This window comes from Helicobacter cinaedi CCUG 18818 = ATCC BAA-847, assembly GCF_000155475.1.
Taxonomy (GTDB): domain Bacteria; phylum Campylobacterota; class Campylobacteria; order Campylobacterales; family Helicobacteraceae; genus Helicobacter_C; species Helicobacter_C cinaedi.
The window spans coordinates 497,338-506,310 of the sequence record NZ_DS990391.1 but is presented as its reverse complement, the minus strand read 5'-3'; the positions used below and the strand labels follow the sequence as shown (position 1 = coordinate 506,310).

General features: G+C 40.2%; 9 protein-coding genes and 1 tRNA gene. 6 read left to right on the top strand and 4 right to left on the bottom strand.

Annotation, left to right across the window (positions count from 1 at the left end; genetic code table 11):
- The 3 genes from HCCG_RS02660 to HCCG_RS02650 form a co-directional block, all read right to left on the bottom strand.
- A partial coding sequence (locus tag HCCG_RS02660) for a cache domain-containing protein (RefSeq protein ID WP_002955871.1) occupies positions 1-1,014 on the bottom strand: 1,014 nt, incomplete at its 3' end.
- Between the two features lie 100 nt (positions 1,015-1,114).
- Positions 1,115-2,194: an SAM-dependent methyltransferase gene (locus HCCG_RS02655; protein ID WP_230197836.1), complete on the bottom strand. Its 1,080-nt coding sequence runs from the start codon at positions 2,192-2,194 to the stop codon at positions 1,115-1,117.
- 26 nt (positions 2,195-2,220) lie between these two features.
- The gene (locus HCCG_RS02650; RefSeq protein ID WP_002955867.1) at positions 2,221-3,414 is read right to left on the bottom strand and encodes an aspartate aminotransferase family protein; all 1,194 of its coding nucleotides are present in this window, start codon (positions 3,412-3,414) and stop codon (positions 2,221-2,223) included.
- Positions 3,415-3,498: 84 nt separating this feature from the next.
- On the opposite strand from HCCG_RS02650, the gene HCCG_RS11515 reads away from it, so the two are divergent.
- Positions 3,499-4,146, top strand: coding sequence for a hypothetical protein (locus HCCG_RS11515; protein ID WP_133246297.1), 648 nt, complete (start codon positions 3,499-3,501; stop codon positions 4,144-4,146).
- 200 nt (positions 4,147-4,346) lie between these two features.
- Positions 4,347-4,424 (top strand) — tRNA-Met (locus HCCG_RS02640).
- A 126-nt stretch (positions 4,425-4,550) separates the two neighbouring features.
- On the opposite strand, the gene HCCG_RS02635 is transcribed toward HCCG_RS02640, so the two are convergent.
- Complete coding sequence (locus HCCG_RS02635) at positions 4,551-5,111, bottom strand: YceI family protein (RefSeq protein WP_002955865.1); 561 nt, start codon at positions 5,109-5,111, stop codon at positions 4,551-4,553.
- Between the two features lie 224 nt (positions 5,112-5,335).
- Between HCCG_RS02635 and hemL the strand changes: the two genes are divergently transcribed.
- Genes hemL through HCCG_RS02615 form a run of 4 tightly spaced genes read left to right on the top strand, consistent with a single transcriptional unit; the run spans position 5,336 to position 8,880 of the window.
- Complete coding sequence (gene hemL, locus HCCG_RS02630) at positions 5,336-6,631, top strand: glutamate-1-semialdehyde 2,1-aminomutase (protein WP_002955864.1); 1,296 nt, start codon at positions 5,336-5,338, stop codon at positions 6,629-6,631.
- A 3-nt stretch (positions 6,632-6,634) separates the two neighbouring features.
- Positions 6,635-7,102 carry an AtpZ/AtpI family protein gene (locus tag HCCG_RS02625; protein WP_002955863.1) on the top strand — a complete coding sequence of 156 codons (468 nt, stop codon included), beginning with the start codon at positions 6,635-6,637 and terminating at the stop codon, positions 7,100-7,102.
- Positions 7,074-7,622: a hypothetical protein gene (locus HCCG_RS02620; protein WP_230197832.1), complete on the top strand. Its 549-nt coding sequence runs from the start codon at positions 7,074-7,076 to the stop codon at positions 7,620-7,622. The genes HCCG_RS02625 and HCCG_RS02620 overlap by 29 nt, the downstream gene beginning before the upstream one ends.
- Before the next feature lie 49 nt (positions 7,623-7,671).
- Entirely contained in the window at positions 7,672-8,880 is a 1,209-nt protein-coding gene (locus HCCG_RS02615) for a 2,3,4,5-tetrahydropyridine-2,6-carboxylate N-succinyltransferase (RefSeq protein WP_002955861.1), read from the top strand.
- The last annotated feature ends 93 nt before the right edge of the window (positions 8,881-8,973 follow it).

Below are 8,973 nucleotides of genomic sequence, written 5' to 3'. Positions count from 1 at the left end.
AAAGAATGCCACCAAGGACTCTTTAATCGTATTGATAGGATTTGTGAAAACCCTAATAAGGAAGAAAATCGCCACTGCTCCTAGCACGATCATTATCGTGGCTAAGATAATTGTTTCTACAAGAATTTTATTGATAGCTTCTGTGTAGTCAGCTTTATCGGCGGTAGAAACGATAGTCCAGCCAAATGGGAATTGCTTATAATATCCAAACTCATCAACCACCTGCCCATTTCTCAAGGTTAAGTTATAATCAATAAAGCCTTTTTTATCTTTTGTAAGTGCATCTTTAAGTGCATTCTCTACTTCTTTTGACAAGCCACTTTTCACAAAATCCATATCCTCGTGTGAGAAAATCGCTCCATTTGAATCTGTTAAAAACACACTCATTGAGGGCAATTCTGGATTCTTAAAGGAGCTAAATCTTGCCTGAAAATCACTCACACCAATGTCAAATCCCACAACGCCAACAAACTTGCCATTTTTGATGAGAGGCATTGTAGCGGTCGCAAAAGATTCTCCCTTGTGCTTACCTACTTCACTGACATATACAGGCGTGATGATCCCAGCTTGTTTTGCCTTTGTTTCTACATACCAAGGGCGTTTGCGTAAATCTATACCGCCCACATCTTCCCAATTTGATGAAAAGGACATTGTGCCGTGTTGATTATAATCCTGCAAAATCACCTTTCCATCATCTTCATATACGATAAACATTAAGGGATATTTGATGAGTGATGAAGCTGAATTAAGAATAATTCTTTGCTGCACGACATTATTTTTATCAGTATTGACAATATCTCTTGCTAATACCCTTAAATGCTCCTGTGCTTCATCGCCCATTGTTATCATAATGCTATGATAGGCTGATTCTAGTGTTTGTGCTTGAATACCTTGATAGATTTCTGTTACATCATTTTTTGTCTTATTAAAATTAAAGGCGCTGATGATAATAATGATGATAGAGAATATCGCTACTGCCCCGATAGTAAGCTTTCCACTTAATGAACGAAACATAATGTCTCCTTGAGGTTTGTTGTTTGTAAGATTTTTGTAAGGCGGGATTCTATCTTTTTGAAGTTTAAGTTTTGTTTATATTTTTGCGTGTTTTGAGAGACTATTGAGAGAATGTGTAGCATATACCTAAAAACCGCTCTCCTAGCGTATGCAAGAGCGTTTTAAGCTTGTGAATTTCTTTAAGATAAGTATTATATCCGCATTGTTGTGAAAAAGTCTGTAATAATTCTAGAATCTGCATTTTTTCAATCAACACTTTTGCTTGTGTATCGCAAAAGATTTTTTGAAATCCATTCTCACACAGGAGGGAATCTAGCAGTGTAAAATCCACATCGTAGGTTATATCCGCATTTTGATAAAGTGTGTGAAAATCCCCACCTTGCTCTAAAAAGTCTTTTAAACTTAGCACTTGATGGGATTTATAGAATCTTGGGTTATGATGTAGCGGATTGTAGTATTTGGCGTTAGGATTCTGCGTTTGGCTAAGATTCTCCCTGCCATAGTCAAAGCTCACAAAATAGCTATTTTTATGGGCTTTAGCAAAGCGTGAGAGATTGCAAATAAAATCCTGCCATTGTGGCAGGACACCGCAAAACTTCAAAGGATTGCATTTGAGTTTGTCTAAAATCTCAAGGCTTTGTCGCGGCAAAAGGGTGGAGAGATTTTTGGCATTTAGGTTCTGCCAGATTCCACACCATTTAGAATCTTGGCTTACACAAAGCATTTTGCCTGAATCTAACACATCGCAAGGGAAGCTATCAAAAAGCTCATTGCTGATGATAAAAAGATTTGAATCTTTATTTTGCGAGAGTGCTTCAAAGCTTTCAACAATCTTAAAGTCCAAAACACAAGAAAACTTTAAGCCTCTCAAATACGCCTTTTGTGTTTGTGCTAAGGTGGAGAGTGGCTCAATGATAATGAACTCACATTGGGGCAAAACTTCGCTCAAGGCATCAAGGAATAAGGCAATATCGCCTAGCAGATAGCCCTTATCCGCCCCGATTTCTACAATCCTTAAGGGCAGACTTAGGGCATTAGATTCTAAAAGTGAAAGGATATAAGAGGCAATTGAGCCGCCAAAAAACTTACTCACACTCACAGAAGTGTAGAAATCCCCTGTTTTGCTTACCCTGCTAGAATCTGCGTAATAGCCGCTCTCTCCATAAAGGCTTTGGGACATAAATTCGCTAAAAGTGAGCATTGCTTTCACAAGGTTTTTAGGGCAGATTCTAAACGAGAGAATCCTAAGTCAATCTCATCTTTATTTATACTTAAAGGTGGGAGCAAACGCAAAACGCCCTTGCCCGATTTCAGCACCAAAACGCCTTGGTTTAGGGCAGATTCTACAATGTTAGGGAGTAAATTAGGATTTTGCGTGTGGATTCCACACATTAGCCCTAAACCCACTTTATGGCTAAAAATCTGCGGGAATGCCGCCACAAGAGAATCTAGCTTGGTATCAAAGTAACTGATAGTCTCTTTCAATGTCCCATTTTCGTGCATTTGACTTAGAATCTCAAGCACACAAAGCCCCGCCGCACAGCTTAAAGCATTGCCCCCAAAAGTTGAGCCGTGATCGCTTGGGGCAAAAATATCAGTGAGTGTGGTTAAAACTGCACCGATAGGCACGCCTCCGCCTAAGCCCTTAGCCGTTGTGATAACTTCAGGGCTAATGCCATACACTTTTGAGGCAAAAATCTCGCCGCAGCGGTAGATTCCACTCTGCACTTCATCTATCATAAGGAGAATCTGCTTTTGCTTTAAATGCGAGGCAAGGGCTTGAATCTGGGTCTTATCTAAGGGGCATACACCCCCCTCTCCCTGCACAAGCTCTAGTAAAACTGCACAGGTGCTTGAATCTATAAGATTATAAATATCACTCACATCTTTTGCATACACAAAACCATCAGGGAATGGACCAAAATGCTCGTGCATTTTCTCTTGTGCGGTGGCTTTGAGCGAAGTGATTGTGCGTCCGTGGAAGCTAGAATCTAGCGTGATAATTTTATAGGCATTGCGTTGTTTGCCATATTTTCTAGCTATTTTTATAGCACATTCATTTGCTTCTGCTCCGGAGTTGGCAAAAAACGTACGCATAGGCAAAGGGGCGTTATCACGATAAAGTGTGATGAGATTGTGAGCTAGGGCAGCTTGATTTTGAATATGGTAGAGATTTGAAGTGTGCAAAAGCTTTGCAGCTTGTTTGGTGATGGCTTGAGTGAGCTTTGGATTATTGTGTCCCACACTCACTACGCCAATGCCCGAGCCAAAGTCAATATAATCTCTATTTTGCGTGTCATAGAGTGTCGCATTTTCTCCGTGTGTGAAAGCGACTTTAAAACGCGAATAAGTGTGCAATACAAATTCTTCGTCAAGCCCTTGTATATGTGAAAATTCCATTACCTTGCCCCCATTTACTAAAGATATGAAAGGTGTTGATTTTACATTAAGAGTTTAAATTTTTTGTGATATGTGGAGCGATTTTTGCTAATGCTTTGTGCGAAATACGCCACAGAATACCAAAGGACTTTAATGCAGATTCAGAATCTCAATCATTCTCAAATGCCCATAAACACGAGCTATGTAAGGAATAAAGATAATTTTAGTATCAGCAATAATGAATCTTATGCCACAGATTCTAAATCTTTAAAAGAAGAAAAAACAAAAGAGTATCATCAAAAAAGCACGGCTGCTAAAATTGACACGCAAAATGTGGGTGAAAGCACCACACAAGAAGTAAAGCAATCAAGCGAGATTGAGCCAAATGCCCCAAAAATGGAGGATTTAGAGGGGCATAAAAATCGCATTACCTATGGGCTAAAGGTGCTAGAGTTAATGAGTGATGAGGAATATAAGGCGTTTTTATGGGCGAGTGAAGGAATGAGTGAGATGGAAAAAATGCTTATGGCTCAAAGTCTGTATCGCTTCACAGAGTTTTATCAAGGCAGAGATTCTAAAAATATGGAGCAAAATGGGCTTGATAATCAAAAGATTCAAGCACAAAGGGCTTTTGGCGTGGAGCAGAAGAATATTGATGATTTTATCAATCGCTATAAAAATGCCTATGATAAAGTGCTAGAATCTCAATATACTTCACGCGTTTTAGGGGCCGTGCCAAATGATTTTCTGTGAGAGATGAGAAATTTTGTAGTTTTTGTGTTGGGTGCGGGTGCTATGTGAAAAAAAGGAATTGTAGCAAAGTGTGATAGCGTGTGAAGTAGCTTTTGTGGGAAAGTGCTTGACTTATTGTTGCTTTTTGCTTAGAATTGCGACTTTTGTTTCTTCAATGCTTTCTGTTAGATTCTTAATCTTTATAGATTCTTGATTTAGAGGTCAAAGTAGCTCAGCTGGTTTAGAGCGCTGGTCTCATAAGCCGGAGGTCGGGGGTTCAAGTCCCCCCTTTGACACCATACATTTTTTAGCCTATTCATAAAATGCCTAACTATGTTTTTTTGTTTTCTAGTTTTGTTGTGGAATCTAAGTGTATCTAAGGCTACTTATTTTAAGTAGCCTTTGGGGGTGTTTTATTTGAGAGATTATTTGAGTGGGGCTTCAAGGGCGATTTCCACCTGCGACCAAGTAAGATTCTCGTGTAAATCTGCCACTGCTTTTTGCAAGCTTGTACGCGCATTTTCAAGTCCAAACTCACTTAAATCAAGCACACCTTTTGCGACGAGCTTTTTGCTTACAATCTCATATTGCATCGGCACTTTTTGACTTTTGCCATTCATTCGCACATTTGCCAAAATCGTGCCTTTATCTTTGCCTTCAATTACATCTTTGAAAGTTACTTTAATAGGCTCTTTTTTGTTGAAATTATCAAAAAAGTTTTTGCGTAAAGTCTCATCTCTACCCGCGTCATTGGTATTGACTTTCATAATATCAATAGTCGCTGTGGCGTTATTGAGTTGAGATTCTAGGCTTTGAGTTTTGTTTGGTGTGCCAAATTTAAACTGCACATCATCAAATTTACCTTTTACACCTATTTTAGCTGGTGTTTTAAATGCTGTCCATTGAACTTCTGCCTTTTGTGCATCAATAGTTGCCGCACACGCTATGCTACCTATGAGAGCTATTCCCATGATGATTTTTTTCATTTTTGTCTCCTTTGAAAAAGTTTATTGCAATACTTGCGATATTTATTTTCCATTAAAAATGCAAATAGCCTTCTAATGTTATTTAAACTTCAAGTATTGTGAGTAATGAAGTAACGATAAAAATTATAAAGCAGTTTGATAGCGGGTATCATAAATTGGCTCTCACAAATAATGTAAGCAGAATCTTGTTATAATGTCAAAAATTCTGCAAGTAAAGGACAAATATGGAGATTTTACATAGTATTAATGACTTTAATGAAGCAAAGCAGGTTATTCCCGGTGGGGTAAATTCGCCTGTTAGGGCATTTGGCTCTGTGGGCGGGACACCGCGATTTATCGCTAGGGGCAAGGGAGCATATATCTATGATGAAGATGATAATGCCTATATTGATTTTGTGCAAAGCTGGGGACCGCTGATATTTGGACACGCTGATGAGTTTATAGAATCTGCCCTTACTCTAGCCCTCAAAGATGGACTTAGCTTTGGTGCGCCAACGGAGAAAGAAACAACACTTGTAAAGCAGATTATCTCACTTACGAATAGTGTGGAGAAAATGCGACTTGTAAGCTCGGGGACGGAAGCTACTATGAGTGCGTTGCGATTGGCTAGAGCATTTACTAATAAAGATGATATTATCAAGTTTGAGGGTTGCTATCACGGGCATAGCGATAGCTTACTAGTTTCTGCAGGCAGTGGCTGTGCGACATTTGGGACTCCTAGCTCACCGGGTGTGCCAAGCGATATTTCAAAGCATACTTTAGTAGCAAGGTATAACGATATAGATTCTGTGAAGGCGTGTTTTGAGCAAAGTAAGAATGTGGCGTGTGTGATTATTGAGCCGTTGGCTGGGAATATGGGCTTTGTCCCTGCTGATAGGGAGTTTCTCCACGCATTGCGAAAGCTATGTGATGAGCATAACGCCCTTTTAATCATAGATGAAGTGATGAGTGGCTTTAGGGCTAGGTTGAATGGGGCATTGGGAATCTATGATATTGAAGCGGATTTGGTTACTTATGGTAAGGTGATAGGCGGTGGGTTGCCTTTGGCGGCTTTTGGTGGGAGGGCTGAAATTATGGATATATTATCCCCCGTTGGAGGCGTGTATCAAGCCGGGACTTTAAGCGGGAATCCCATTGCCGTAAGTGCGGGGATAGCCACACTCTCACTTATCAAATCAAAGCCAAATTTATATGATGAGCTAGAATCTTTAGCAAAAACTTTGACACAGGGCTTAAAATCTGCCGCACAGGAGTATAAGATTCCATTGCAGGTGGATTATCGTGGCAGTATGTTTGGCTTTTTCTTTAACGCAGGGGCGGTAAAAAATTTTGATGATGCGAAAAAGAGTGATGTAGCGATATATGCGAAGTTTCATCAAAAAATGCTAGAAAAGGGTGTGTATTTTGCCTGCTCGCAGTTTGAGACAGGTTTTATTTGCTCTGCGATGAATGAAGCGATGATTGAAGAAGTGATACAAAAGGCAAGAGAGAGCTTTAAAGAGATACATTTTGAAGGCTAAAAAGTGGAAAATATAGATAAAAAGCAGAATCTAGATTCTATTAAGCTTGAAGCAACTCACTCAACGCTAGATTCACACTCACAAGATTCAAAAGTATCTAGCCTAGAATCCACACAAGAATCTATACAAGATTCTACACAAAAAGCCACACAAGAATCGCAAAAACCGCGTTTAAGTGCGGTAGTTAGCGGTGCAAATGAGCTAAGTTTGGGCATATCCATTGTGGTGGCAGTGGCTTTAGGCATTGGCATAGGCATTGGGCTAGAATATCTAAGCGGGGCTAGATGGAGCTTTTGGCTTGGTGTAGCTTGGGGCATTGGAGCGGCGATTTTAAATATCTACAAAGCCTATCAGCGTCAGCAAAGAGACGCACAAGAACTCGCTAAAAATCCACGCTATGCCTATAAGCCACAGGATTCAAAAAAAGCCCAAAATGACGATGATGAAGATGAAAATAGCAAATACTACTAAAAATTATGCCTACAAGCTTGGGCTAGGCATTACAGGGGTAGTGTTGGGAGTAGCGTTGATTGGTGGGCTTGTGGCGTTGCTTTTTGGTATGGAGGCGTTATTGAGTTTTGAAGTGGCATTTTTGGGTTTTGTGTCTATTGTGGGAGGATCGTTTGCGGGGGTGCTAAAAAGAGTGAAAGCACAGGAGCAAGATTCTATATCCTTAGATTCACGGCAGGATTTAGATATGCAGCAAAGTCTTACGCAAGATTCGCAACTTGCAGAAGAAACTAAAAAATCTCACAATCAAGAAAAGCAGGAAAATTCAAGCTTTTCTACTCGCTTTGTGCTTGGCACACAGATGAGTTTTTCGCTTTTAAGAATGCTAGGATATATTATTTTTACCGGGCTTATTTTGTTTTTATTGCATTATAGATTCTTTTCTCTTCTATGGTTTTTTGTGGGGCTATGCGTGGCATTTGTGGTGCTTGTGGGGCTGGGTATGTTTGCGGTAAAAGCCTATAAATATACCAAAATGTAGTTTAGATTCTATACAATGCTAAAACAAGCTAAAAACGAAGGAGTAGATTATGGGCGTAGAGCGATTTAAGGTGTTTGTTGATGGGTATCAAAAAAGTGGGGAATACAAAGAGCCACTAGGCTTTGGAATCTCACGCGTGGAGATTGGCAAAAAGTCTAAAGCGGTGCTTTGTGCGACTTATCCTACAATGAATTGGAAAGGTGAAAATCTCGGCACTTATGCGGTGCTATGTCAAAGTGCAAAGGAGGCGGAGCAAATCTCTGCAACTGAAAATGAAGCGGTGTATGGCATTAATCAAGAGTTTGTTAATAAGGCTTTAGAGCTATATGAGCCGTTTTTAAGCGAGGCTTTAAGTGATCCGTCAGCACACAAAAATATTCAAGTAATATTAGAGCTTAAAAAACGAGCCAACAAAGGTAAGCTAAAGACAAAAGGCGGTAGGGCGAGATACAGATTCTGCGTGATTTATAAAGATGAGAAATGCGAGAGTGTAGAATCTGCGTATCTTAAACTTCTAGCCCTTTCACTTGGCAAAGCCCCATTGCGTTCCTTGCAACTTGATGGAATCTTTGGGCTATTGCAAAATGTCGCTTGGAGTGGGAATAAACCCTATGAGCTAGAATGGCTTAGAGAGAATGAAATTGCTTTAAAAATGGAGGGTGAGTTTCCACATATTGACTTTGTGGATAAATTCCCACGCTATTTAATGCAAGTCATTCCACAATATGATAATATCCGCTTATTAGATTCTGCGAAAACTCGCTTTGGTGCGTATCTTGGCAGTGGTGGCTATACGCAAATGCCCGGAGCTAGTTATGTGAATTTTAACGCTGGGGCTATGGGGGCGTGTATGAATGAAGGACGCATTAGCTCAAGTGTGGTTGTGGGGGAAGGCACGGATATTGGCGGAGGGGCTAGTATCTTAGGTGTGCTAAGCGGGGGTAATAGTGAGCCTATTAGCATTGGTAAAAACTGCCTACTGGGTGTGAATAGTGCCACAGGCATAAGTCTAGGCGATGGCTGTATTGTAGATGGCGGTATCGCGGTGTTAGCTGGTGGAGTGTTTTACATTAAGCCTGAAGAGGCGGTAAAAATTGCAGAGATTAATGATACTTTTGCTGTCAAAGAGAGCAATCTCTACAAAGGCAAAGAGCTATCTGGCAAACACGGAATCCACTTTAGATGTGATTCTCAAAGTGGCAAAATGATAGCCTTTAGGAGTAATCGTAAGATTGAGCTAAATAGTGCATTGCATTAATCTGCGTTGTCTCTTGCACGCTTTTTTGGGAGTTTGCTTTTTTGCTTCGGCACTACCGCTTAGGTAGCTTCTCGCAAAAAAAGCTTCACAACC